This is a genomic window from Saliphagus sp. LR7 (assembly GCF_003344565.1).
Lineage (GTDB): Archaea > Halobacteriota > Halobacteria > Halobacteriales > Natrialbaceae > Saliphagus > Saliphagus infecundisoli.
On sequence record NZ_QPND01000003.1, the window covers coordinates 390,950 to 412,371 of the forward strand.

Genomic DNA, 21,422 nt, shown 5'->3' on the forward strand with positions numbered 1-21,422 from the left:
CGGTTACCCGAGGGTATGTCAGGTCAGACGGCGTCAGACGGCGTCTGCGTCGTCGGGACGGGTCTGATCTGGTTTTATTCTCAGGAAAAAAGCGGTCGCGGCCACGATCCAATGTCAGCACAATCCCAACCCGAACCCGAACCGGATCTCACGGAGCGCCTCTCCGACTGGCTCCGTCGAGACTACAAGACCGAGGTCGAAGCGCTCGCCCAGCACTATCCGAACGAGCAGCGGTCGCTCGAGATCGACTGGCGGGAGCTCCATCGGTCCAACCCGGACGTCGCCGATGACTATCTCTCGGAGCCGGATCGGATGCAGCAGTATCTCGAAGAGGCGCTGCGGCTGTTCGACCTCCCGATCGACGTCTCACTCGCCCGGGCCCACGCGCGGGTCTACAACCTTCCCGACCTCCACACCTACTACCCCGGTGAGTTCTCGCCGACCGATCACGCCGGGATGTATCGGGCGATCACCGGGGAGATCTCGAAGGCGACCGACGTCTACAGCAAAATCGAAGAGGCGGCCTTCGAGTGTCAGGTCTGTGGCACCCTGACTCGGATCCCCCAGAGCGGGCGGGACTTCCAGGAACCTCACGAGTGCCAGGGCTGTGAACGGCAGGGCCCGTTCCAGGTGAACTTCGACCAGTCGGAGTTCGTCGACGCCCAGAAACTCCGCGTGCAGACGCCCCCGGAGGTCGCCGCCGGCGCCGGCCAGGATGTCGACGTCTTCGTCGAGGACGACCTCGCGGACGTCGCGACCGTCGGCGACCGCGTCACCGTCACTGGCACCGTCCATCTCGAACAACAGACCCAGGGCAACAGTCTGAGCCACAAGTTCGAACCCTATGTCGAGGGCCATCACATCGCCGTCGAGGAGACCGACCATACGGACATCGAGATCGCGAGCGAGGAACGCCAGCGGATTCGCGAGCTCGCCGACGGCGCCGAAGGTGATCCCCTCGAGGTCGCCGCCGAGTCTCTGGCGCCGAAGATCTACGGCTATCAGCACATCAAGCGCGCGCTCGTGCTCGCGTCGGTGGGCGGCTCGCGCGTCGTCTACCCGACTGGGGACGCCGATCGGGGCGACTTCCACGTCCTGCTGCTGGGCGATCCTGGAACGGCAAAGTCGAAGCTGGGCGACCGGATCGCAGACATCGCGGCCCGATCGGTGAGCGTCGATGCCTCGGACGCCCGGAAAGCCGGGCTTACGACGGCGGCTACGCGCGACGACTTTGGAGACGGACAGTGGACGATCGACGCCGGCGCGTTCGTGAAAGCGAACGAGGGCCTGCTCTGGCTGGACGAGCTCGACGACATGTCGCCCGACGTTCGGGCGTCGATGCTCGCGCCGATGAGCAAGCAGACGATCTCGGTCTCGAAGGCCGGGATCAACGCGACGTTCTCGACCCGCGCCGCCGTGATCGCCGCGGGCAACCCCCTCCATGGCCGATTCAGCGAGTACGAACCGATTGCCGAACAGTTCGATCTCGAGCCCTCTCTCCTGAGTCGGTTCGACCTGATCTATACGGTCAAGGACAAGCCCGACCCCGAGGAGGATCGGGAGATCGCCCGGCACATGCTCTCCGGGCGCGACGCCGCGAAGCGGGCCGGCCAGGATCTCGAGATCGACGAGGAGGACGCCGAGCGGATTGTCCCGACCGTCGAGGACGACATCCTTCGGAAGTGGATCGCGCTCGCGAAGCGCCAGCCCGACCCTGTCTTCGAGAGCGAGGCCGTCCGCGAGAAGCTCGAGGACAGCTTCAACTCGCTCCGGGGGATCTACGACTACAACGAGGACCAACCCGTCCCGGTCACGTTCCGCAAGCTAGAAGGGATCGTTCGGGTCACCGAGGCCGCTGCCAAGTTCGAGTTCTCCGAGGTGATCACCGAGCGCCACGCTCGGATCGCGACGGAGGCCGTCGGCAAGTCGATGCGGGACTTCGGCCAGGACGAGGATGGCAACTTCGACGCCGACATCCAGGAGACGGGAACCTCGAAGAGCCAGAAGGATCGCAAGCAGACGCTCGCGAAGACGATCCAGCGCCTCCAGGACGAGAGCGAGCAGGGCCATGTTGGCGAGGAGACGGTCGTCGACGAGCTGGTCACCGAGCACGGCTATGATCGCGACCGAATCTACAGCGACATCCAGAAGATGCGGATGGAGGACGGGGTGTTGATCGAGCCGAAACAAGGTTATCTGAAGCACATCGGGAGGGCCTGATCATGTCGGAGAGAAACGACCGCGTTACGTCTGGGACCGGAGTGGAACGATGAACGGGTCGAACATCTGCGATTGTGGCTGGCAAGAACACGGGGAGAACGCCAACCCGCACCGGAAGAAGTGTCCTGAGTGTGGTGCCTCGTTCTTCTCGCGGGAGGTCACTCGCTGGTTCATGCACACGGGGGCGGATCGTGATGTCTAAGGGCGATACTGATCGCAACTCCCTCTGGGGTTGTCTAGGATTACGCCTTTGGAGAAGGCTTGGCTCCGGTTACCTCAGCATCCCGTGCTATTCTTTTGGAGCACTCTTGGCAGAGGTACATGATTACGACAGCTCCTGTCTCATATTCGATTTCTACCCGGTCGGACCCATCACTATCACAGCGATTACATTCCATGAGAGGCTAACACCATGTGAACTATTAACGCATTCGGTCGTTGGCAGCGATCAATGTTCAGTTTACGCGGGGGTAGATCACGGGGGTGAGGACGCGTGAGATCCGGACCCTCAAATGTCGAGAGTCACGTCGTGGCCATGCCGGTCTTCGTGGACTCTCTTCGCGTGCTCAGCCTTCTCCCGATCCGGCATCGGTTGCTCCCAGTCACAGTCATGGCAGACAGCCACATACTCAGCCATATATTCGGATCAACGTCTCGATACAAAAAGTCTGAGCCGGAGGGTTCCGGCCGATGAGCGCCGACACCCGCGACGCGGGCGCCCCGGACGGCGTTGAGGAGCTCGTCGTCCGGTCGGGCCAGGGTGGCCGCGATCGCAAGTTCCACATCCCGGCGAGCGACGAGGGGACCGACACCCTCTGTAAGATCTCGAAGAAGTCAAACAACCTCTACCGAAAACCCGTCGAGGCCTACCCACGGGGCTGGTTCGGGTGGTGTGATCGCTGCCTAGACGAGCGCGAATGGAGGGGGAACCGATGACGTCGCCGGAGAGCCTAATCTACGACACCATCGCGGCCGGCGAGAAGATCGTCGTGGTCGCCCTCTTCTGTGGCGCCGGCGGGATGAGTTCGGGCGCCGTCAGGGTCCTTCGCCGGATCGCCGGCGACGTCGGCAAGCCGATCGGGGCGCCGGTGCCGACGATCTCGACGCGGGACCGGTTCGCGCTCGTCGTCCCCGAACTGTTCCCACTAGGGATCGATATCTTGTTCCGGATGCTCAAGCTCGAGGAACTCGCTGCAGCGATGGGGTTCGAGAGCTACGGGTTCGCCGGTAACAAGACCGAGACGGTCAAGCAGATTGGAAACGCGGTTTCGGTAAACTTGGCCGAATCACTCTGTGAGCAACTCCTCGTCGGGAGCAGCCCGACCCTTGAGAGCTTTGACCCTCCAATGGAGGTCCCATCTGATGACTGACAGTCAATTCATTCCGAACAGGTGGTCACAGTGACGGAACTCGAGATGCCCGAGGAGATCGAAGATCTCCCGCCCAGCTGCAAGCTCGTTCTAAAAGTTCTTGAGTATCAAGGCGAGCTCTCGCAGACAGAGCTTGCTGAGGAGACGTACCTCCCGCGACGAACAGTCCGATATGCAACTCGTCGATTAATGCAACGGCGATTGATCGATTCGAGAAATTGCATCGGGGACGCACGGTCAATACTCTACAGCGTAGCTAACGAAGACTCAAATCGTGGGGGCTAAGCTCAATCATCAAATCAACCCGTAGTTAAACCTATTTTATGAATGTATCGAGGAAATCGATCATTGTTTCCTATTATTAAGTTTTATTGCTGATAGGAACCGCACGAATATGGCCAAAAATAGAATGAGGAAGAATAATAGCCGAGTAGAAAAACCAGTAGTCCATGAAATATACAATATGTATACTATCCCTCCAATAGAAATGACGCCTGGAACATAAGTTATTATAATAGACGCTAACCTGCCGTTTCCCTCGCTCGTATACTGTTGGTAATGAATAAGAAGAAAAATAGCTGGCAATACAAAAACCGCTGTGAGTAGAAGATCGACTGGCTCAATTCCCGCCTGGATAATGTAGATGAGTGCAGCGAGACAGGCTACTGCTATTAAGATCGGATAAAAATTTCTCGAATATGTCCCTAATTGTTTATTGAACATGGGCAGTGGGATAGTGCTCACCCTTTATAGGTAAACAGTCTACGCGCCTCAGCAAGTTAATCATTGTCATTGCACCACTCACAATGACCTTCACCTTGCTGTAAGACTGTCCCCAGACATGCTGTACAAGAGAGTGGTTCTAAGGTAGTCGCACACGCACCACAAGCTGCTAAAGCTCCTAATGAACTACCTGCAATTGAAGCAACGCACTGCCAATCTACATCTCCACATTCTTTAATTGAGGTTATTGTTGTAGTTTCTGACTCAACGTCCCCACCAATCACTTGCTTTTTCTCTCTCTTATATTTATGTTTTGACTTTCCACCATCAGATATTGTCGTTTCACCATAATTATTAGATAGTTCGCCTAAGTTATTTAGGTAAGGTTCTGTATCTAACTTTGTTATATGATATCCCACCGAAGGAACTTGGTTTAAACTACTCCAAAATATAAATGTTTGACTTTCTGATTCAGAATGATATGGAAGAATTATTGTATGATATTCTTCCTCTTCAATATAATCAGAATTAGTCGTTCTAGTAATCATCTCTTGTTCTGGTACCCTCTCCCATCCTCTATCAGTGAAATACACATCCAATTTTTCTACCTCATCATCCGAATGGCAATGATCTAGAATGAACCCCCCTTTCGTATTCGGTATTGTGCTAATCTCAACCATGGTATTAATTTGCAATAGCCGGTATTTATCCTTTTGGTGATTTTGTCTGGCTGTAGAGATCAATCTCGTATGAGCAACCCTCTCCCATAACACTCTCTTTAATCAACACACGTCCCCATCGTCCCAGTACCTCAGTGTTCTCCGCCGGTCGTTGGTAGCGGCCGTCGGCTCCATAGCTATGTCAATCGCAACAGTGCCCGCCGAGACCTATCAGTGTGGACAGTGCGATGAGCACTTCGAGCCCCCTGCCGTCGAAGGATCGTTCTGTTCGAGCGACTGCTACGAAGTCCATCAACGGGAGAAGAAAGCCAACAAGCTTCTCGATCACCTGAAACACTCGCACAAGTACTGCTTCACCTGCTTCGCGCAGTTGAAGGTCGTTCACCGGGCGGACATCCTCGCCAGCGGTCGGACACCGCCGGATGCATACGTCGGAACCCAACATCGGACCCAGAACGCCACAATCGGCGAGACCTCCCGCCGGTACGAGAGGGATCGCGAGGAAATCGCGAGTCTCTCGAGCGCACAGTACGACTACGACGATCCGGACCCGGACTCGCTCGTCGATCTCACCTATTACCATGACCGCGACCTCGTTGAGGTAGAAGAGCCCGATCCCGAGGAGCATACTCCCGACCCGTCGGATAGCATCGTCCGGACGGGAACGATCTGCGGGCGCTGCGGGGCGACCGATCACAGTCACCCCGACGAAGACCTTCGGAATCTCCACCCGTTCGTGATCGCCGATACCCTCACGGTCCGGCTGAGGGAATCGGGCAATATCCACCAGATCGACGAGCGCCAGCTGTTCGAGGAGATCGTCGACGGCGCCACCGTCCGGGAGGCGATCGAGGCGTCGATCCACCTGTAGTCACCCAGGAGTCCGGCGCGTCCCCATGTGGGCCTGTTGCCTGAAGGGACACGAATCGCTCCTGGGCGGATCCAACGCACCCCCGAACCACCTCTACTGGAGATCGTCATCAACGCGGAATCCGTGATCAGCAGGACGTCAGTCTTCGATCCATGCGCCGCCCAGTATCGCGTCGGGTCTGGCTCGACCGCCTCGGTGGCCTCCGGGACAACTGGAGAGCCGAGGATCTCCGGCGGGCCTCGCAGGAAACCATCCCTGCGACCGGCGCACACCTCACCGCTCCCACCCAACGGACTGCTGTAGGCAGCGATCGGGGTTCGACTCCCCGAGTCCGTCCTTATGGCCACATCCGGTTCCGATACCGGCACCGACCCGAAGAGTCGTTTCGAGTGGTACCTGATCGGCCTGAGTACCCTGATCGTCATCGCAACGTTCTACGTTGCCCCGGCGATGAACGCCGATCTGCCCCCGATCACCGATCAGATCGGCCAGGTCGCGATTTTCGTCCTGTTTGGCAGCACGGCGAGCAAGATCTTCCGTAAGAGGGTCAGCGGCCCTTCCGGCAGCGACGATACCGGAGACAATCGGGGCTGATCGATGACATGTCCACGAAACCAGTTCCGTGGCGCGACTTCGATCCGCGAGCAGCTCATGACTGGAGCCGACCTCTCGAAAAGGCCCGCTGCGAGGTCGCAGCACTGAGGTTACTCATGGACAAGACGACCCGGACGCAGGCCGCCCAGAGTACCCTCCTCCTGCTGTTCTGGATGGGCTGGACGGTTCTGATCATCACTGGCCGAATCGAGGTTGCCGCGCCCTACTCCCGCCTCATGTTCATGAGCTACGCTGGCGTCTCGATCGTCCTCGGAATCATCTTCGGCCGCCAGTGGGATTTCAAGCTCGAAGAGGTCGCCAACGCAGCGCCCGCGGTGTCGGTCGACATGGGGCGTGATAATGACGACTACCACAACGAAGGGCAACTCGAGGACGCAACGGAGGACTACCCCGATGACGACTGACGAGACCGATCTCCGGGCCCTGATCGGCCAGGCCGTCGACGTTCGAATCGGCAGCACTGTGGTCGACGTCGTTGTCAAGGACATCGTCGACATCCACGAGCGCCTCCAGTGGCGCCAGGAACTCCTCATTGCAACTGACGGCACCGAGGTCCAGGTCCCGCCAACGATGCTCGTCCCCTAGTCAGGCCTACATTTTCATGCAGAAGATCACCACGGAGCATGCCCACGAGCTCGTCGATGAAGCGGCCTCGGGGACGCTCCTCGTTTCAACAATCGATCCGGTGCCGACGATCGGCGACGTCCCCGACGACAAACGCCAGTTCCGACACGATCTCGCCGTCTACCACTTCGGTAATCCCGAAGCAGACGCCGAGGAGGGCCTGGACGATGAGTGACCGAAAAACGATTTCGACCTCGGAGGGCGTCCACGAGCGACTCGTCGCCGAACGGGACCGCGCCGGTGACGACAGCCTCAGCGATACGATCGATCGACTTCTCGAGGCCGCTGAGGGCACGAAACCGACCGACGGCGGCCGTGAACAGACGGATGAACAGATGGAGTTGCTGACGGTCGACCACATCGACGATATCGTCGCACAGACGTCCCGCGAGACAGCTGACGAGGTCGAGAATCGACTGACCCATCGATGAACAGAGGGTTAACACATGGGCTACGGCGCAAACTGCGACGACTGCGGTCGGGAGTGTCATCCCTTCCCGGCGCTCCTCGCGCAGTTCCAAGAGGACTTTTTCAGAACGCACCCGATCGGCGGCCACCTTTCGAACTTCGGGTACGACGAAGGCGACACCGTCACCCTCTGTGGCGATTGCACGTACGAACTCCTCAATCCCGATTCCGATGCCTGACCACGACGTCCGCCAGCTGGCACGCAACCTCTATTGGGGCGACCACGACGAATCCAGCCACGCCTGCCCCGGCTGTGGCCGTCCCCGCGACGCGATCGACGGGATCGAACTCCACCACCGAGACCACCGGAAGGGGAACCCCGGCCGGAACAACCTGATCGGTCTCTGCCGGGACTGCCATCAGGAGGGCCAGCACGGGAACCGCTCTACCTCGAAGCACCTCGAGGCTCCCACGCCTCGCGACGTCTCCGAGCCATCTCCGAACGTCGGAAAACCCGGCTTTTGACCGCCATACGACTACTTCGAACTGCTGACGACACAACTCAATTCCATGGACGTCGACGAACTAATCGGCCAGCCGAGCTCCGAAGTCCCATCTCGCGACCCAACGGACGAGAACTGCAACGGGAAGCGGACGGAGAAACGCGACGACTGCGAGACGGTCTTCGTCGGCTACTGCAAGTCCTGGCCGGGGCGAGGCACGGACCACGTCGGAGAGGGTCGCTGTAAGAACCATGGCGGAAACGCCGGCGCCCCTGAAGGCAACCAGAACGCCGTCGGGAACAACGGAGGTGCCCCGGAGGGCAACACGAACGGCGAGGACCATGGTGCGTTCAAGGAGTTTTTTCGAGACACGCGAACCGAGGACGAGCAGGCGGCCGCCGAGGACGTCCGCAAGCAACTGCGCGACCCAGAGGACGCACAGGAGGTCGCCCGGGAGATCGCTGCCGACTACCTCCTGAAGTATCGGCGCTCCGGTGACGAACGGTTCGGCCGCCGATTCGAGGCGATCTGCGATACGTTCGGGATCACGCCGGCCGACGAGGTCGACGTCGGCCTCGGCGGGCTCGAGGAGATGTTCATGGCCGACCTTCGCCGCGCTCACGGCGAGGAGGACTAGCTCATGTCGATTCAACAGGCCGCACAGGAAGAGGAGATCGATCCCGACGACGTCCCGAAGCCGCCGAGCCACTACGCGAAACGGGCCGAGGAGGGGGACGTCACCTGGGTCGAGGACGCGATCGAGGACTACCTCGGCATCAGGCCCGTCGGCAAACAACGCGAGATCTGCCGGGCCGTCGCCGCCCACAAGCAGGTCCTCGTCGTGTCGGCGAACGGCCTCGGGAAGTCCTACATCCTCGCCGCGATCACGATCGTCTGGCTGTTCTGCCGGTACCCCGCGGTGTCGTTCGCGACGTCCGGGACCGAGCGGAAGATGAAGCGGACATACTGCAAGCCCGTCGAGAACCTCCACACCGGCGCGCGGATCCCCCTCCCGGGCGAGTACAAGTCCCGCCCCGAGCGGATCGAGATCGACGGCGACCCCGAGCACTTCTTCGAGGCGACGTCCCCCCGCGACGCCGGCGAGCTCGAGGGCGTCCACTCAGCGTACACCCTCTCGATCATCGAGGAGGCCGACAAGGACGACGTCGACGAGGACGTCATTGAAGCGATGCGCTCGCTCGCGAGCGACGATCGGGACCGACTGATCGCGATCGCGAACCCGCCCGAGGACGAGACCAACTCCATCTATCCGTTGATGGATGACCACCCGAACTGGGAGGTCCTCGAGTTCTCGAGCTTCGATGCGTACAACGTCCAGGTCGATATCGGCGAGCGCGACGGCCCGAAGGTCGACGGGATCGCCGGCGTGTCGAAGCTGGAAGACGACTGGGTCGAGCAGAACGCCTCGACGTGGCCCGGCTTCGAGACCGCCCGCCGCGTCTCGGCGCCGAAGCTCGACACGAACGGCGAGCCGACGTTTCGGACCGATGACGACCTCCGGGACAACCCCGACTTCCGGTCGGACCTCTCGAAGCGATGGTACCGGCGCCGGGCCGGGATCATGCCGCCGGACGGGGCAACCGTCAACCGGCCCTACGGCGTCTCGGACATCGAAGCCGCCTTCGACCGGGGTGAGCAGATCGCCGCTGACGACAGCTTCGAACTCGGCCCGCCCCTCGGATCGGCGATCGACGTCGCCCGGAGCTCCGACAAGACTGTCCTCTCGACGGTGTACCCGGAGGTCATCGTCATCCAGTACGACGAACAGGGGACGAACCACCAGGAGCAGGGTGCGGAACTCGAGTCGATTCTCGAGGAGATGCCCCGCCATCCGATCGGCGTCGACTTCATCGGCTCCGGCGAGGCGATCCACGACATGCTGGCCGACGCGTTCCCCGACGTCGGCAAGTTCGAAGCCGGCTCGAAGGCGACTCAGGAGGACACCTTCTATAGCAAGTGGGCCGAGGGCAACGACCTCTTGGGGGAGTACTTCGAGAACGGCGGTGCGATCCAGAGCCGCTCGCTGCGGAAGGAACTCCTCGCCGCTGCTCGCCAACTCGAGTTCGAGGAGAAGTTCTACGCCTCCCGAGGCGACGACGGGGCCGAGGTCTACACGCTGACGAGCAAGGACGCTGTGAAGGACAAGCTCGACCACTCGCCGGACTACCTGGACTCGGCGATGATGGCGGCCTGGGCGGCGAGCGACGATACCGAGTTCGACGACGTCACCGACTTCGACCCCCGGAACTTCGGCGCCGGCTTCAGCCTGTAACAGTCGATTCTGCCACCCATGTCCGATTCACCATCCAACGACTCGCTAGACCCGCGTGGCGAATCGCGACCCGACAGCTCGGGTCAGTACGTCTACGGCTACGATACCCGGGACAGCCCCGAAGCCGGCGGCAATCGCCACCCGACTCAGTGGACGTCGCGAACGACACCCGAAGGCACCGAGCTCGTCGAGACGGAGGTCCACAAGCCGCCCCAGTCGATCCAGCAGGACTACAACGAGTACTACCTCGAGTTCGCGTTCGTCCAGGCGGCGCTGAAGATCTTCGAGGACGAGGTCGTCGAGCCCGGCTGGAACGTCGAGGCGACGATCGACGGCGATCGCGACGACGAGATGACCGAGGCCCTCGAGCTCTGGGGCAAGAACTGTGCGATTCACGGGGGCGAGACCGGCCAGGACATCCGGAAGATCATCAACCAACTCCCATCGAAGCGCCGGACCAAGCCGGGGGCCTTCCTCGAGAAGGTGGGCACCCGCGACGATCCCGACGCCCTCGCGGCGGTGATGATGCTCGATCCGGCGACGATGCAGATCTACACCCACGAGTACCAGAACCTCATCGTCCAGCCGGACGATCCGGTCCACTCGAGCCATCCTCGCACGGAGGACGGCGAACCGGCAGCGTACATCCAGTACCCTGGCCTCGAGGAACCGGGCAAGCCCGACGAGAGCGACCCGGAGGACTTCGACTCGATCCGCTTTGCGGCCGACGACATCGTCAAGATCACCTACGATCCGCCGGAGGACAGCCCCTGGGGCCGGACGCTCTGGCCGGCGATGAAGTACCACATCGACGCCCTGAAGCAGAAGCTACGCGACCAGAACGCGTCGATCGCACTCGCCGGGCATCCCCACCGGATCTACATCGGGAAGGAGTGGGACCAGGAGGACGCCGAGGCGCTCGCCGAAGCGGGCGAGAAGGGCGACACGGCCTCCCGATCCGGGCGGTCGGACGGCGACACGGAGTCCCAGGCTGGCCGGGTCGACTACCTCCCCGGCCAGATGGGCGACCTCCAGATCGAGGTGGTCGAGGGGCAGGTCACTGATATCGACGACGCGGTGATGTACGACATCGAGGCGATCTTCTCGCTGCTCCCGGTTTCGAAGCTGAAGATCGCGTTCGAGGAGGGGATCAACCAGTTCGTCGCCGAGCCACAGATGGCGAAGGACGACCGCTACGTCGACGGCGAGCAGCTGCACATCGAGGAGAAGATCGAGCCGCTGTTCGCCGAGAAGGCCGACAAACTCTCCGGGGGGACGTCGTACGAGGGCGAGGTATCTTGGAAGCTCGAGCAGCCCAAGGCGGACAACCCGTTCGAGCGATCGGACTTCGACTCGGAGGCCGTCTCGACGTTCATCGGCGCCCTCGCGAACTACGCCCAGTCGGGAGCGGACACGATGTTCGGCTCGAAACTCCCGCTCAAGCTGGCCGACATGGACCCCGAGGAGTTCATCGACGAGGCCGACGAGGACACCGTGCCCGCGATCGACGAGGCCGACGAGGGGATGCAGGAGGCGATCGAGGCCCGAGAGCAAGCTGAGACCGGGACGGAGGGGGACTGATGGACGCCGAGGCAGAGTCGCGTCGGGCGTACTTCAACTACCTCCGGACTGGCAACCCGCGATATCTGCAGGCCTCGGCCCACCTTCACACGTGGTCAGACGGGGACTGATCTATGTCGAGCCGCCCAGACCACTCCCCTGCCGGCTACGTCGAGCAGCTCGCCGAGACCGGGACTGGCGGCGCCTCGGAGGATCCCACCCGGACGACGACGCGCCGGGAACGCTTCGAGGGCAAGTTCAACAAGCGGTGGAGGGAGTTCAAGGGCGAACTGAACGACCTGCTTCGGGGCAACTCCTACTACCGGCCTCAGAACGACGTCTCCGACAGTCAGCAGATCGCCGACTTCCGCGACTGGGTCGAGGACGCCATCGAGCGGATCGTCGTCGAGCCGGTCCGGCAACGCGACGCCCAAGAAGGCGCCCACTGGACGGCCCAACGCGTTCGGGAGTTCTACACTCACGGCATCGACGTCGCTGACCGTGAACTCCGACGGGTCGGCTACGACGTCGACGCGGACATCGACGGCACGGACGTCCTTCGCGACGATCCCTCGGACCTCCACCAAGAGCAGCTGGCCGAGGAGTACCTCACCGTCGCTCAGGAGCTCGAGGACGTCGGCCGGCGGACGGAACAAGAGATCACCCGCGAGTATCGGGAGGCCATCGGGGCAGGACTAGCGGTCGGCGTCACACTCGACCGGCTGAAAGAGCGCGTCGACCACTCGCGAGCGGGCAAGAACGCGACCCGGCTGCTGGCCCACTCCTACGGGGTCGAGATCACGAACGACGCCGCGATCGAGCGGTATTACGAGGCCGGTGTCGAGCAGACGGGCACGGTCGTCGAGATCGACGTCCACGAGGAAGACGGCACCGAGGCCGACTTCATCACTGCCGGCGACCTGCGTGTCTGTCCGACCTGCCGGACCTACGCGGCCGGCGGGCCCTACCGTCTCAAGGCGATTCGGAACGGGAACGCACCGAAGCCCGTTCGCGATACGCACCCCGCCTGCCGGTGCCTGATCGTCCCGATCCCGAACACAGCAACTCAACCTGCATCATGAACATCGATCGAGAAGACCACCACGAGCAGCTGAGCGACGGCGTCGCGAACATCGTCCACGACGAGAGCCAGGACCGCCCGGTCGCACGGATCGTCCCTGTCGAGGTCGGCGAACACGTCACCGGCCATCGTGGCGACGGCGCTGAGAACGCCCCGTCGATCTGGGATCGCGAACCGCTCCGAGAAGCGTTCGAGGAGGGCGCACTCTCGGATCTCGAAGGCAACCCGACTCGGGTCGTCCTCGGCGAGGGTGGCGAGAACCCCCACTACCCGATCACGGCCCAGGTGCCCGGCGACCGGATCCTCGGCGAGGTCGAGCAGTGGGAGTGGGAGGAGGACGTCGGCCCGGTCGGCTACGCCCCGCTCGTCGACGAGGGGATCGCCGAACGGATCGACATGGGCCTCCTCGAGTTGTCGGCCGACTGGCTCCGGTTCCTCGAGGAGTACGACCGCGATCGGGGCGGTCACCCAGTCGAGCAGATCGTCGCCCTCCCGCGCGTCACGCTCCTCGAACGCGGCGCTGCGGACGGGGCCTCGATCTCGATCACGGAGGGCATGGCCGAGGCCCTGGCGTACAACCCCGAGGCTGGCGGCGCCGTCACCTCCGAGATGGTCGAGCAGATGGCCGACGCGACGATCTCCGAGCCCGACTACTCGGGGACGTCGACGGCGTCCTGGGACGCCCCGACGCTCGAAGACACCTACGACGGCGATCTCGACACGGCCCAGAACGCGGCGATCGTCGAGTTCCGTCCGGTCGAGTCCTTCGGCGACGACCTCGCCCTGTGGGTCCTCGATGGCGAGGGCCAACTGAACCGGAACGCCCTCGAGTCGGCATACGACCTCGCTCCGCAGGTCGATGGCCTCTCCGAGGACGGCGCCGGCCGGGCCCGCTCGACGATCCTCTCGCTCGCGAACGCCGAGTGGGACGATCACGACGTCGGCCCCGACGAGGAGCAACAGGCTGCACTCGAGCAGCTAGCTGTCGGTGTCGGCGACGCCGTCCGATGGCAGTCGTCGGCCGGTGGCACTCGCGAGCCCAGTGGCGAGCGATACGGCGTGGTCGCCAACCCTCTCGAAGACGCTGACGAGGCGGACGTCCTCGTCGAGGTCCACCAGCCAAACGCGGCGTTCGACGGCTGGGAGACTCGGAACGAGCGTCACCGGATGGTGGCGGGCACACTCGAGCGGATCGGACCGAACGGCGTGAACTCACTGCCGTCGGTCACTGACGCCATCGACTCCGAGCAGAACGCTCCCGGCGAGGACGCTGGCGACCGATCCCTGCTCGGCCGGCTCGCGGCTCCAGTGCTCAAGCGCCTCGGCTGGATCGACGAGTCGACTGAGCAGCTGGCCCAGCTCTACACACTCCGGTTCGTGAGCTACGACAGCTTCGTCGACCAGGAGTACGTCGACGAGGCGGTATCGGCGCTCGTCTCGATCGACGGTGTTGGAGCGAGCGCAACGGAGTCTGCCGAGCAGCCCGAGATTGTCGCGGTGATCGACACCGAGGCGGCCGACCTCAACACACTGAACGAGGACCTGATGGCCGCCCTCGAGGACTCGCCGTTCGCCGTCTTCGAGGACTTCGACTGGCTCGAGGCAGCGGCCTACGAGGGCCTTGCTGAGACCGACGGCGATAGCACTCTCACAGTTGACGAGCGGGCGGATACCCGTGCGGGACGCGTCAACCCAGATCAATCGTCCACCGGGGGCGGCGCAGAACCCGGTGGCGACGCACCCCCAGATACCCCACTTATGAGCGACAAGAACCAGCTAGTCGAGCAGCTAGCAGACGCCCGAACTCGGGCACAGACGGCCGAGAACGAGAAGGAAAACCTCGAGGAGCAGCTCTCCGAGAGAGAGAGCCGCATCGAGGACCTCGAAAACGAGGTTGACGACCTCGAAAGCAAGAAGGAACAGCTCTCCGAGGAGGTTTCGGAACTCGAAGAGGCGACCAACGGCGACGACGTCGAGTCGCTGAAGGAGATGCTCGGCGAGATCGTCCTCGGCCCCGAGTCGATGATGACTCCCGAGCAGATCGCCGAGCAGCACACCGCCGGCGAACTCCTCTCGATGATCTCCGAGAACGCCGAGGACGAGGACGCCAGCCCTGTCGAGATCGTTCGCGAACAGATGGGAGCCACGCCGGCCCCGAACGGCCAGGGCGCCCCCGAGGGCGAGCCCGGCCAGAACCTCACGGACGAGGAACTCGAGCAGGCCAACGAGATCGCCGTCGGGGCGATGGGCTCCGAGCAGGTCCGCCAGGCCTCCAAGGAGCAGATGTCCTACCGTGCCTTCGCCAAGGAACGGATGGGCGTCGACCCGGCCCAGTGCGACACTCCCGAGGAGTTCCGCCAGAAGGTCGAGGCCCAGCGAGGTGAGGCCTGATGGCGTCCGGCCACCTCACGCTGTTCACGCCCGGCTCCACGGTCGACGTCGTCGTCGAAGTGGCGAGTGACGGCACCGTCGCGACCGATGGCGATCTGGTCGAGATCGTCGGCCAGTCCCGCGGTCGTGTCCACGTTGCCGCCACTTCGGAGGCCGGCGCGTCTGTCGGCCACCTGGACGGCTACCCGGACGACTACGACGAGAACGCAACCTACGAGTCCGGGGACGTCCTCGGCGAGTCGAGCGTTCTCCTCCGGAAGTACGTCGACTGGCTTCCCGCTGCTGAGGATACCCTCGCGCCGGGCGACCTCGTCGTCGACGCTGCTGGCGGCGTCCGCGCCTACGACTCTGCCGGCGGTGACACGCCGGAGCTCGTCATGGGCCGCGTCTGGACGCCCCACGGAAACGCCTCGGGAACCGCAGACAAGGTCGCCGTCGCCCGCCGACGGTGACGAATCACGTCGCAACCAACCCCGCTTTTCACCCCTAATCACACATGCCCGTTACTGCACACGAAGCAGACCTGCTCCGCCCTGAAGTCATCCGCAACGAGGTCGTCGAGAAGGTCGACCAGATGGAGCGGATTCAGCTGTCCGAAGGCGACGGCTTCGCCTCGGCGCTGAACACGTTCCCCATCATCAACGTCGACGACCCCGACGAGGCGTACTACACCTTCGACGGTATGGTCCGTCGGATGCAGCCTGTCGATGGCGACTCTGAGTCGCCGGTCGGGTCGCTCGAGCTCCCCGACAAGGAGGACATCGACACCCAGTCGTACAAGGAGAAGTTCAACCCGAAGAAGGACGCTGACCGGCGACTCGGCGACAACACCGTCTACTCGCTGTTCCAGCGCGCTGTCCAGAAGATCCAGATCAAGATCTACCTCACCCGGGAGATCATCAGCTGGCGTGGCGACGAGGCGATCGACGGCCTGATCGGCCAGTTCGGGACCTCCCACCACGACGCCATCCCGACGGGACACGTCATCGACGACGGGACCGCCTGGTCGGACTCGGCGAACGCGACGCCGGTCGAGGAACTCGGCCACCTCGCCTACAGAACGACCACGAACGGCTTCTACGGCGAGGGCGTCCCCCCGCGACCGACGGTCTACATGGGTCCCTCCGCGATGCGGGACCTCAAGCAGACGTCGGACCTCGAGGATCGCCTCACCGGCGTCCGGATCCAGAGCCTCGATCGCAGCACGATCCAGGAGATCGTCGACGAGGACATCGGCAACATCCGGCGCGTCATGGTCGAGGTGCCCCGCGAGAACGAGAACGGGGAGCTCATCGACGAAAACGACAACGTCGTCGACGATCCCGACGCGGCAGCGAGCGACAACATCCTCGAGCCGTACGACCCCAACGCCGGCGAGGTCGTCCGGAACGTGGTCGTCGGTCGGGCCGGCCCCGCGTCGGCGTACTTCCCCTGGTTCCTCGAGGACCTCACGAACACGATGAACGGGGTCGACATCCCCGGACAGCTCGCCATCGAGCAGAACGAGGGCTTCTTCGTCCAGCGGAAGGGCGACTGGGACCCCATCGGCTCGTGGATCAAGGGCGCCCAGGAGCTCGGCTTCGAGGTGCCCCGTGGCGAGAACTTCGGCGTCATCCGAGGGGTCTAACGGGGGCCTCCACCGATGCCAACACTCCGATGGGATGGGGATGCCCTGTTCGGCGACCTCGCGAACACCGGTCAGCTGATCGAGCCCGGCCAGGAGATCGACGTCGACGAGGAAGACGCCGACCACTACCTTGGGCACCGCTCCGGCGACTGGGAGCGTGTCGATGAGCCTGCCGAGGGCGACGGCGACGAGAGTGGCGACGAGTCCGAAGAGACCGACGACGATGCCGACTCTGAGGACATCGAACCGCCGTTCGATCCGACCGAGCCGACCGTCTCGGAGCTGAAGGACAAACTCGAGGACGGCGACTACACTGATGCCGAACTCGAGGCCCTGAAAGAGGCCGAAGACCGGAGCACCGCCGTCGACGCGATCAACGCCGAACTCGAGGAGGAGTAGCTGATGCCCGACGACGTCGACGGGCAACTCATCGAGGACACGTACTTCGAACTCGACGACTTCGACAAGGATCTCAACACCAGCAAGGTCAAGTTCCACGTCCGAAAGACCGAGAGCCGGCTCCGGCGGGAGCTTCCCAACTCGACCGACGAGGAGGCTCTCGCTGACCTGATCCCGCTGTCGGCGGCGATCCGCCTGATCGAGAACGATAAAGACGCGTTTCTGTCCTCGAAGGGCGCCACGGACGTCGACAAGAGTTGGGACGTCGAGACCTTCATCGAGGGCCTTCGCGAGCGTCGCGACGACCTCCTCACAGAGACCGACGAGCAGTGGGCGGTCACCGTGACTCGCGACGGCACTAACTCGTACTGATCGCCTGACGGCGACGTGAACACAGCCGGACACACCGATGAACACACAGTGAACACACGCATGGACGACGACAATCCACTCGCCGACACTGGCGAACTGCCCGCCGACGACCTCCAGGAGCGAGCGATCGCCGAGGAGCCCACCGTCGACGAACTAGAGGCGGCCCTCGAGGCCGAGGACTACGACGCTGACCAGATCCGCGCCCTCCAACAGGCCGAGTCCGGCGGTCAGAATCGAAAGACCGCCCACGAGGCGCTCTCGGCCACACTCGAGGACGTCACCGGCGACGACTCAGAGGCCGATGAGGCTGCCGACGAAAGCGATGCCGAGGCGAACAACTCCAACCAGTCGCCCCGGATCCAGCGGGCGATCACCGGCGCCGGAGCGACCGGGGCCGGGATCGAGAGCATCAACCTACCCGATCCCCGAGGGGACGACGCCCCCGATACCGTCCGGATCGTCACCGAGGCGATGGTGATGAGCTTCGCCGGCCAGGAGTTCGAGGCCGGCGAGCACGACATCGAGTACACGGTCCGCGTCAAGCAGGCCCTCGAGTCGGAGAACAACGAGGTCAGGCTCTCGGAGGACGACCCGCTGCACCCCGACATCGACGACGGAGAGTGATCCACCATGCCCGTCCAACGAACCGACAACCTCGATGAGGCTCAGGCGGCGATCGAGGGGGCCCTCTCGACGGGACTCCACGAGGCCGCTCAAGCCGAAAAGGAGAACGTCGAGAAGAACTGGGACAAGAACCGGGACGCCCTCGGCCGGCCCTGGAAGGAGCTCTCCCCGATCACGATCCTCAACAAGGGCCACGCGTCGATCCTCGAGGAGTCGGGCGACATGCGAGGTGCGAACTTCGTCCGGCGAACGGGCCCGTTCTCGGTCGTGCTCGGTAACTCGGATTCCAAGATCGGGATTCACGAGATGGGCACCGAGACGGTCCCGCAGCGCCCAGTCATCCAGCCGGCGCTGACGCATCTCCGGACCGAGCTTCTCCAGTCGACGCTCGTCCGGCGGATCAGTCGGGCGATCATGGCGCTGAACCTCCGGGCCGTCTTCTCATGACCTACCTGGGCACGGACTCGAGCCCGACGACCCAGTCGTCGTTCCGGGGCGTGCTCGAGGACCCGGACTTCACCCGGCCCGTCACCTGGCGGACAGGCGAGGCCGAGAACGACGGCGGCGAGACGGTCTGGCACTTCGGCGACGAGGTGGAGACCGAGTTCTTCGTCTCCCAACCCGATGCCGACGACCTCGAGATCCTGCCCCATCGGCCGGACGACGACGTCCACTACGTCCTCGGGGCCATGCTCGATCGGGGTGTTACTGAGGACGACCGCCTGATCCTCGACGATGGGGTGGGCGAGAACTCGCCGTACCGCGTCGAGGCGCCGGAGGTCACGGACTTCGATGGCGATCGCTTCGCCTGGTACGCCCTGACGCCGGACAGTCGCGGTGAGGGCGTGGTCGACGGCTCGGACGGCGACGACGGCGGTGACGGTGGCGGCGACTACCCAGTTCGCTAGATCATGCTCCCCGATTCAGTCCGCGACGAGATCATCGAGGCACTCCCGGACCTCTACTGGGTCGACGTCTCCCACCCCGACGACGCGATCTCGGAGGTCGCTCTCGAGCCCCAGCTCCGGAAGCACCGCGCCGGGTTCGAGGAGCCCCCGGAGCCCTACGAGAGCGTCGCCCTGGCGTGGCCGGAGACGGGCGTGATCGAGGAGACGAACCCGGTCGACAACCACGTCGCCACCGAGCGGTTCGATCCCGACGAGGTCGAGGAGGGCCACGCTCACGGCCGGGAGATCAAGGGCCACAACAGCTACGACACGCTCGAGTTGATCGTCACCGCTGAGGGGACCGCCATGATCGCCGACGAGGTGGTCGGTCCCCGAGACCGGGCGGTCGCCCTGTGCGACGCCGTCCACTCGTTCCTCACCGAGACGTGGCCCTCCCGCCCGCTGGACCTGTTCGACGAGCAGGGCGCCCCGATCGACGATTCCCACCCGACGGTGCCGGACACGTTCGCCGACGAGCTGTCGGTCTCGGTCCTGCCCCGGGAGATCCCTGGCCGTGGGACGACCGACATGTCCGACCAAGTGGAGGATAGCGAGGCCCAGTGCAACGCCGCCGTCGAACTCGCCTACGTCGACTCGTGGAGCGAGTTCCACTACGTCACCGAGGAGATCGACCCCGAGGTCGAGGCCGGCCCTGATCCCTACGATACCCGCTGACGCTTTCGAATCGCCTGCCAACCACCGACAACACATCGAGAGACACATCCAATGCCAATCGCAGAACGACTCGTAAACGCCACTGTTGAGGAAGATCTCGGGGCCGCGCCTCGAGACGCCCTGCAGGACATGGTGCTCATCGACGGCTACCAGACCGGGAATGAGCCCACTGCCGGCTTCCTCAACCCGACACCGCATAGTGACGCCCAGTCAGTCGCAGACGACTACGGCGAAGACAGCGACCTCCAGACGGCCGCCAGCCAGTACTTCGCCGACGGTGCCGACACCGTCCAGGCGATGGCCGTCGAGTTCGAGGAGCACTCCGAGACCTTCGACGCCACCGATCAGTTCCAGCTGTCGAACGTCCCGGTCTCCGGGCTCGCCGACGTCACCGTGACGATCGACGGCACCGAGGCCGTCGTCTACCACACCGTCCAGAGCCCGGTGTCCCTCGAGGACGCCCAGAGTCTCTACGCCGGCCGGGGCGAGACCGATCCCGACGACTCGGCCGAGACGGTCGCCCTCAACAACGACACTGGCGAGGGGACGACGTCGACGTCGGGCTCGATCGAGGTCACCTACTCGACGATCTCGTGGACGGACGTCTTCGGCGCGGTCGACGGCCGCGTAGTCGACGGGCTCGATCTCGCCAACCACAGCTACGGGTACGAGAGCATCGGCGAGATGGACACGCTGGCCCCGTGGCAGGCACAGCACCAGGCCATGCGGGCCCAGGTCTACCACAGCGCCCAGCTGTTCGACCGGCCGGAGCACGCCCTCCAGCTCGCCCAGGACGTCGGCGCCTACGCTCCGTCGGCGTGGACGCTTCCGATCACGCACGAGTCGCCCACCGAGGCGATCGGGGCGAAGGCTCTCGGCAAGTTCGCCGTCGAGGACGCGGGCTACAACATCTTCCAAGAAGATTTCGACGTCGCGATGCCGTCGAACCCGCGCCTGCGGCGCTTCGTCGGCGAGCCCGGAGAGGCCGGCTCCCTCGAGAACGGCGACGATGGTTCGGGCCCGTCGAACGTCATCTACAGCGACAACGGCGACCCGAAGCTGTCGAACAGCCTCACGACGGCCGGCCTCAGCGACGACTACCGATATCTCGACCGGGTCCGGCGCAAGGCGTACGCCCTGAAGCGGATCGTCCGTTCCGCAACGGAGCGCCTGCAGGACGGCGCCCAGTTCGACTCGATCACCCAGGCGGCCATCGAGGGGGCGATCGAGGACGAGCTGCGGTCGGACGTCGGCGAGGGCGAGATGTTCCTCGACATGAGCGTCACGGTCCCGCCCCGCGAGGAAACCAGCCAGTCCGATCGATCCAACCGGATCTGGAGCGGTGTTCGCGTTGAGCTGACGCTCAACGAGCCGGTCCACCGCCTCAACGTCACGATCGTCCTCACACTCTGACCGGCGCGTAGCACACCGACAGAAAC

28 protein-coding genes are annotated in these 21,422 nt (G+C 63.5%); 26 read left to right on the forward strand and 2 right to left on the reverse strand.

From position 1 onward, the window contains the following. The first annotated feature begins 111 nt into the window (after positions 1 to 111). Entirely contained in the window at positions 112 to 2,220 is a 2,109-nt protein-coding gene (locus DVH23_RS06855) for a minichromosome maintenance protein MCM (protein WP_114576687.1), read from the forward strand. A gap of 508 nt (positions 2,221 to 2,728) precedes the next feature. Here the strand turns inward: DVH23_RS06855 and DVH23_RS24960 are convergent. Next, positions 2,729 to 2,857 (reverse strand): hypothetical protein, encoded by a 129-nt coding sequence (locus DVH23_RS24960; protein ID WP_255565228.1) that lies wholly within the window; start codon positions 2,855 to 2,857, stop codon positions 2,729 to 2,731. Positions 2,858 to 2,910: 53 nt separating this feature from the next. Between DVH23_RS24960 and DVH23_RS06860 the strand changes: the two genes are divergently transcribed. Genes DVH23_RS06860 through DVH23_RS06870 form a run of 3 tightly spaced genes read left to right on the forward strand, consistent with a single transcriptional unit; the run spans position 2,911 to position 3,875 of the window. Beyond that, positions 2,911 to 3,156: a hypothetical protein gene (locus DVH23_RS06860; protein WP_114576688.1), complete on the forward strand. Its 246-nt coding sequence runs from the start codon at positions 2,911 to 2,913 to the stop codon at positions 3,154 to 3,156. After that, the gene (locus tag DVH23_RS06865) at positions 3,138 to 3,590 is read left to right on the forward strand and encodes a DNA cytosine methyltransferase (RefSeq protein WP_114576689.1); all 453 of its coding nucleotides are present in this window, start codon (positions 3,138 to 3,140) and stop codon (positions 3,588 to 3,590) included. Before DVH23_RS06860 ends, DVH23_RS06865 begins: the two co-directional genes overlap by 19 nt. A gap of 45 nt (positions 3,591 to 3,635) precedes the next feature. Then, a complete protein-coding gene (locus DVH23_RS06870; RefSeq protein WP_114576690.1) occupies positions 3,636 to 3,875 on the forward strand; it encodes a helix-turn-helix domain-containing protein in 240 nt (79 codons plus the stop codon). Between the two features lie 494 nt (positions 3,876 to 4,369). On the opposite strand, the gene DVH23_RS23505 is transcribed toward DVH23_RS06870, so the two are convergent. Then, positions 4,370 to 4,993: a hypothetical protein gene (locus DVH23_RS23505; RefSeq protein WP_157972348.1), complete on the reverse strand. Its 624-nt coding sequence runs from the start codon at positions 4,991 to 4,993 to the stop codon at positions 4,370 to 4,372. Positions 4,994 to 5,171: 178 nt separating this feature from the next. On the opposite strand from DVH23_RS23505, the gene DVH23_RS06875 reads away from it, so the two are divergent. The 22 genes from DVH23_RS06875 to DVH23_RS06980 all read left to right on the forward strand — a co-directional run bounded on the left by DVH23_RS06875 (position 5,172) and on the right by DVH23_RS06980 (position 21,396). Next, positions 5,172 to 5,864: a hypothetical protein gene (locus DVH23_RS06875; RefSeq protein ID WP_157972349.1), complete on the forward strand. Its 693-nt coding sequence runs from the start codon at positions 5,172 to 5,174 to the stop codon at positions 5,862 to 5,864. Positions 5,865 to 6,203: 339 nt separating this feature from the next. Next, positions 6,204 to 6,458 carry a hypothetical protein gene (locus DVH23_RS06880; protein ID WP_114576692.1) on the forward strand — a complete coding sequence of 85 codons (255 nt, stop codon included), beginning with the start codon at positions 6,204 to 6,206 and terminating at the stop codon, positions 6,456 to 6,458. Positions 6,459 to 6,574: 116 nt separating this feature from the next. Next, complete coding sequence (locus DVH23_RS06885) at positions 6,575 to 6,883, forward strand: hypothetical protein (protein ID WP_114576693.1); 309 nt, start codon at positions 6,575 to 6,577, stop codon at positions 6,881 to 6,883. Next, on the forward strand, positions 6,873 to 7,064 hold the full coding sequence (locus tag DVH23_RS06890; RefSeq protein WP_114576694.1) for a hypothetical protein: 192 nt from the start codon (positions 6,873 to 6,875) through the stop codon (positions 7,062 to 7,064). The genes DVH23_RS06885 and DVH23_RS06890 overlap by 11 nt, the downstream gene beginning before the upstream one ends. Positions 7,065 to 7,080: 16 nt before the next feature. Continuing rightward, complete coding sequence (locus DVH23_RS06895) at positions 7,081 to 7,278, forward strand: hypothetical protein (protein ID WP_114576695.1); 198 nt, start codon at positions 7,081 to 7,083, stop codon at positions 7,276 to 7,278. After that, complete coding sequence (locus DVH23_RS06900; protein WP_114576696.1) at positions 7,271 to 7,534, forward strand: antitoxin VapB family protein; 264 nt, start codon at positions 7,271 to 7,273, stop codon at positions 7,532 to 7,534. The genes DVH23_RS06895 and DVH23_RS06900 overlap by 8 nt, the downstream gene beginning before the upstream one ends. Positions 7,535 to 7,549: 15 nt before the next feature. After that, a complete protein-coding gene (locus DVH23_RS06905; RefSeq protein WP_114576697.1) occupies positions 7,550 to 7,750 on the forward strand; it encodes a hypothetical protein in 201 nt (66 codons plus the stop codon). Continuing rightward, entirely contained in the window at positions 7,743 to 8,036 is a 294-nt protein-coding gene (locus tag DVH23_RS06910; protein WP_114576698.1) for an HNH endonuclease, read from the forward strand. The genes DVH23_RS06905 and DVH23_RS06910 overlap by 8 nt, the downstream gene beginning before the upstream one ends. A 45-nt stretch (positions 8,037 to 8,081) precedes the next feature. Then, positions 8,082 to 8,651: a hypothetical protein gene (locus DVH23_RS06915; RefSeq protein WP_114576699.1), complete on the forward strand. Its 570-nt coding sequence runs from the start codon at positions 8,082 to 8,084 to the stop codon at positions 8,649 to 8,651. 3 nt (positions 8,652 to 8,654) lie between these two features. Continuing rightward, positions 8,655 to 10,307 (forward strand): hypothetical protein, encoded by a 1,653-nt coding sequence (locus tag DVH23_RS06920; RefSeq protein WP_114576700.1) that lies wholly within the window; start codon positions 8,655 to 8,657, stop codon positions 10,305 to 10,307. An 18-nt stretch (positions 10,308 to 10,325) separates the two neighbouring features. Continuing rightward, on the forward strand, positions 10,326 to 11,888 hold the full coding sequence (locus tag DVH23_RS06925; RefSeq protein WP_114576701.1) for a hypothetical protein: 1,563 nt from the start codon (positions 10,326 to 10,328) through the stop codon (positions 11,886 to 11,888). A gap of 113 nt (positions 11,889 to 12,001) precedes the next feature. Beyond that, positions 12,002 to 12,949, forward strand: a complete 948-nt coding sequence (locus tag DVH23_RS06930) for a hypothetical protein (RefSeq protein WP_114576702.1) — start codon at positions 12,002 to 12,004, stop codon at positions 12,947 to 12,949. After that, positions 12,946 to 15,339, forward strand: coding sequence for a hypothetical protein (locus tag DVH23_RS06935; protein ID WP_114576703.1), 2,394 nt, complete (start codon positions 12,946 to 12,948; stop codon positions 15,337 to 15,339). Before DVH23_RS06930 ends, DVH23_RS06935 begins: the two co-directional genes overlap by 4 nt. Then, positions 15,339 to 15,791: a hypothetical protein gene (locus tag DVH23_RS06940; protein WP_114576704.1), complete on the forward strand. Its 453-nt coding sequence runs from the start codon at positions 15,339 to 15,341 to the stop codon at positions 15,789 to 15,791. Before DVH23_RS06935 ends, DVH23_RS06940 begins: the two co-directional genes overlap by 1 nt. Before the next feature lie 44 nt (positions 15,792 to 15,835). Then, complete coding sequence (locus tag DVH23_RS06945; RefSeq protein ID WP_114576705.1) at positions 15,836 to 16,966, forward strand: hypothetical protein; 1,131 nt, start codon at positions 15,836 to 15,838, stop codon at positions 16,964 to 16,966. A 15-nt stretch (positions 16,967 to 16,981) separates the two neighbouring features. Beyond that, positions 16,982 to 17,365 carry a hypothetical protein gene (locus DVH23_RS06950; protein WP_114576706.1) on the forward strand — a complete coding sequence of 128 codons (384 nt, stop codon included), beginning with the start codon at positions 16,982 to 16,984 and terminating at the stop codon, positions 17,363 to 17,365. Positions 17,366 to 17,368: 3 nt separating this feature from the next. After that, complete coding sequence (locus tag DVH23_RS06955; protein WP_114576707.1) at positions 17,369 to 17,737, forward strand: hypothetical protein; 369 nt, start codon at positions 17,369 to 17,371, stop codon at positions 17,735 to 17,737. 60 nt (positions 17,738 to 17,797) lie between these two features. Further along, complete coding sequence (locus DVH23_RS06960; RefSeq protein WP_114576708.1) at positions 17,798 to 18,361, forward strand: hypothetical protein; 564 nt, start codon at positions 17,798 to 17,800, stop codon at positions 18,359 to 18,361. A 6-nt stretch (positions 18,362 to 18,367) separates the two neighbouring features. Next, complete coding sequence (locus tag DVH23_RS06965; protein WP_114576709.1) at positions 18,368 to 18,808, forward strand: hypothetical protein; 441 nt, start codon at positions 18,368 to 18,370, stop codon at positions 18,806 to 18,808. Beyond that, complete coding sequence (locus DVH23_RS06970; RefSeq protein WP_198667864.1) at positions 18,805 to 19,269, forward strand: hypothetical protein; 465 nt, start codon at positions 18,805 to 18,807, stop codon at positions 19,267 to 19,269. Before DVH23_RS06965 ends, DVH23_RS06970 begins: the two co-directional genes overlap by 4 nt. Positions 19,270 to 19,272: 3 nt before the next feature. Next, positions 19,273 to 19,983 carry a hypothetical protein gene (locus DVH23_RS06975; protein WP_114576710.1) on the forward strand — a complete coding sequence of 237 codons (711 nt, stop codon included), beginning with the start codon at positions 19,273 to 19,275 and terminating at the stop codon, positions 19,981 to 19,983. Between the two features lie 51 nt (positions 19,984 to 20,034). Next, complete coding sequence (locus DVH23_RS06980; protein ID WP_157972350.1) at positions 20,035 to 21,396, forward strand: hypothetical protein; 1,362 nt, start codon at positions 20,035 to 20,037, stop codon at positions 21,394 to 21,396. Positions 21,397 to 21,422: the final 26 nt, after the last annotated feature.

What these genes read in the sequence shown, in the direction of transcription:
- DVH23_RS06875 (WP_157972349.1), top strand. Translation starts at nt 5,172, where the DNA reads ATGTCAATCGCAACAGTGCCCGCCGAGACCTATCAGTGTGGACAGTGC.
- DVH23_RS06925 (WP_114576701.1), top strand. Translation starts at nt 10,326, where the DNA reads ATGTCCGATTCACCATCCAACGACTCGCTAGACCCGCGTGGCGAATCG.
- DVH23_RS06950 (WP_114576706.1), top strand. Translation starts at nt 16,982, where the DNA reads ATGCCAACACTCCGATGGGATGGGGATGCCCTGTTCGGCGACCTCGCG.
- DVH23_RS06945 (WP_114576705.1), top strand. Translation starts at nt 15,836, where the DNA reads ATGCCCGTTACTGCACACGAAGCAGACCTGCTCCGCCCTGAAGTCATC.
- DVH23_RS06955 (WP_114576707.1), top strand. Translation starts at nt 17,369, where the DNA reads ATGCCCGACGACGTCGACGGGCAACTCATCGAGGACACGTACTTCGAA.
- DVH23_RS06910 (WP_114576698.1), top strand. Translation starts at nt 7,743, where the DNA reads ATGCCTGACCACGACGTCCGCCAGCTGGCACGCAACCTCTATTGGGGC.
- DVH23_RS06895 (WP_114576695.1), top strand. Translation starts at nt 7,081, where the DNA reads ATGCAGAAGATCACCACGGAGCATGCCCACGAGCTCGTCGATGAAGCG.
- DVH23_RS06860 (WP_114576688.1), top strand. Translation starts at nt 2,911, where the DNA reads ATGAGCGCCGACACCCGCGACGCGGGCGCCCCGGACGGCGTTGAGGAG.
- DVH23_RS06920 (WP_114576700.1), top strand. Translation starts at nt 8,655, where the DNA reads ATGTCGATTCAACAGGCCGCACAGGAAGAGGAGATCGATCCCGACGAC.
- DVH23_RS06930 (WP_114576702.1), top strand. Translation starts at nt 12,002, where the DNA reads ATGTCGAGCCGCCCAGACCACTCCCCTGCCGGCTACGTCGAGCAGCTC.
- DVH23_RS06885 (WP_114576693.1), top strand. Translation starts at nt 6,575, where the DNA reads ATGGACAAGACGACCCGGACGCAGGCCGCCCAGAGTACCCTCCTCCTG.
- DVH23_RS06980 (WP_157972350.1), top strand. Translation starts at nt 20,035, where the DNA reads ATGCCAATCGCAGAACGACTCGTAAACGCCACTGTTGAGGAAGATCTC.
- DVH23_RS06865 (WP_114576689.1), top strand. Translation starts at nt 3,138, where the DNA reads ATGGAGGGGGAACCGATGACGTCGCCGGAGAGCCTAATCTACGACACC.
- DVH23_RS06905 (WP_114576697.1), top strand. Translation starts at nt 7,550, where the DNA reads ATGGGCTACGGCGCAAACTGCGACGACTGCGGTCGGGAGTGTCATCCC.
- DVH23_RS06870 (WP_114576690.1), top strand. Translation starts at nt 3,636, where the DNA reads ATGCCCGAGGAGATCGAAGATCTCCCGCCCAGCTGCAAGCTCGTTCTA.
- DVH23_RS06975 (WP_114576710.1), top strand. Translation starts at nt 19,273, where the DNA reads ATGCTCCCCGATTCAGTCCGCGACGAGATCATCGAGGCACTCCCGGAC.
- DVH23_RS23505 (WP_157972348.1), bottom strand. Translation starts at nt 4,993, where the DNA reads ATGGTTGAGATTAGCACAATACCGAATACGAAAGGGGGGTTCATTCTA.
- DVH23_RS06880 (WP_114576692.1), top strand. Translation starts at nt 6,204, where the DNA reads ATGGCCACATCCGGTTCCGATACCGGCACCGACCCGAAGAGTCGTTTC.
- DVH23_RS06935 (WP_114576703.1), top strand. Translation starts at nt 12,946, where the DNA reads ATGAACATCGATCGAGAAGACCACCACGAGCAGCTGAGCGACGGCGTC.
- DVH23_RS06855 (WP_114576687.1), top strand. Translation starts at nt 112, where the DNA reads ATGTCAGCACAATCCCAACCCGAACCCGAACCGGATCTCACGGAGCGC.
- DVH23_RS06965 (WP_114576709.1), top strand. Translation starts at nt 18,368, where the DNA reads ATGCCCGTCCAACGAACCGACAACCTCGATGAGGCTCAGGCGGCGATC.
- DVH23_RS06970 (WP_198667864.1), top strand. Translation starts at nt 18,805, where the DNA reads ATGACCTACCTGGGCACGGACTCGAGCCCGACGACCCAGTCGTCGTTC.
- DVH23_RS06940 (WP_114576704.1), top strand. Translation starts at nt 15,339, where the DNA reads ATGGCGTCCGGCCACCTCACGCTGTTCACGCCCGGCTCCACGGTCGAC.
- DVH23_RS24960 (WP_255565228.1), bottom strand. Translation starts at nt 2,857, where the DNA reads ATGGCTGAGTATGTGGCTGTCTGCCATGACTGTGACTGGGAGCAACCG.
- DVH23_RS06890 (WP_114576694.1), top strand. Translation starts at nt 6,873, where the DNA reads ATGACGACTGACGAGACCGATCTCCGGGCCCTGATCGGCCAGGCCGTC.
- DVH23_RS06960 (WP_114576708.1), top strand. Translation starts at nt 17,798, where the DNA reads ATGGACGACGACAATCCACTCGCCGACACTGGCGAACTGCCCGCCGAC.
- DVH23_RS06900 (WP_114576696.1), top strand. Translation starts at nt 7,271, where the DNA reads ATGAGTGACCGAAAAACGATTTCGACCTCGGAGGGCGTCCACGAGCGA.
- DVH23_RS06915 (WP_114576699.1), top strand. Translation starts at nt 8,082, where the DNA reads ATGGACGTCGACGAACTAATCGGCCAGCCGAGCTCCGAAGTCCCATCT.